The following is a 1,009-nucleotide window of genomic DNA, read 5'->3' as shown; positions in this document are numbered from 1 at the left end:
TCGGCGGCGGCCTGTTCGACGTGCTCGAGGACGATTTCACGAGCCCGCTGCCCGACGGCAAGGGCATGCACCTGCGCATCTTCACGCCGCCGGGCATGCGCGACAGGGCGAAGCCCGCGATGCAGCGCACCAAGCAGGCGCTCGACTACTACTACCGCTATACCGGCATTCCGCTGCCGCTCACCAAGTTCGACACCGTCGCGGCCAACGACGCGTTCAAGGACCAGAAGGATCTGAACTTCGGCGGCATGGAGAACTGGGGGGCGATTCTTGAGTTCGCGGACGACATCCTGCCCGAGCCGGGCAAGCCGATGTCGGACTACGGCGACACGGTACTGACGCACGAAGTCGCGCACCAGTGGTTCGGCGATCTCGTCACGGCCGACTGGTGGGACAACGTCTGGCTCAACGAATCGTTCGCGACGTACTTCGAAACCCGGACGACGATCCAGTTCTTCCCGGACAAGTTCAACTGGATCGACGACGTGAAGGACCGCTACAACGTGATCCGCCTCGACATCGGGCCGAATGCGTTCCCGGTCGCACCGAACTTCAACGCGTGGGGTTCGAACGAATTCGTGCTCGGCGGCGGCACGTTCGTCTACTACAAGGGCGGCCACGTGCTGAAGATGCTCGAGGGCTTCATCGGCGACGAGACGATGCGCAAGGGCCTGCAGCAGTATCTGACCGACTACGCGTTCGGCAACGGCACGCCGAAGCGTCTGTGGGATGCGCTGTCGAAGGCGAGCGGTCAACCGATCGGTGCGATCGGCGACAGCTACGTGCGTCAGACCGGCGTGCCGCTGCTGTCGCTCGACACGCAATGCGACCTGACGAAGAACCAGAACGTGGTGACACTGAAGCAGGCGCCGTTCCCCAACAAGAACAAGTATCCGGGCTCGCAATGGACGATTCCGGTCACGCTTGCCTATGGTGACGGCCTCGTCAACCGCAAGACGCTGGTGTTGAAGGACACGCAGACGCAGATCCGTCTCGACGGCTGCTCGGC

At 63.0% G+C, this 1,009-nt stretch carries 1 protein-coding gene; it reads left to right on the top strand.

Translation table 11 applies throughout. The annotated features are described in order from the left end of the window. Positions 1-1,009: M1 family metallopeptidase (locus RZR99_RS32885; RefSeq protein WP_323123836.1), on the top strand; the 1,009-nt coding region annotated here is incomplete at both ends.

The organism is Burkholderia alba (assembly GCF_034721475.1).
In the GTDB taxonomy this organism is placed as follows: Bacteria; Pseudomonadota; Gammaproteobacteria; order Burkholderiales; family Burkholderiaceae; genus Burkholderia; species Burkholderia alba.
This window is presented reverse-complemented; position numbering and strand designations above follow the sequence as displayed.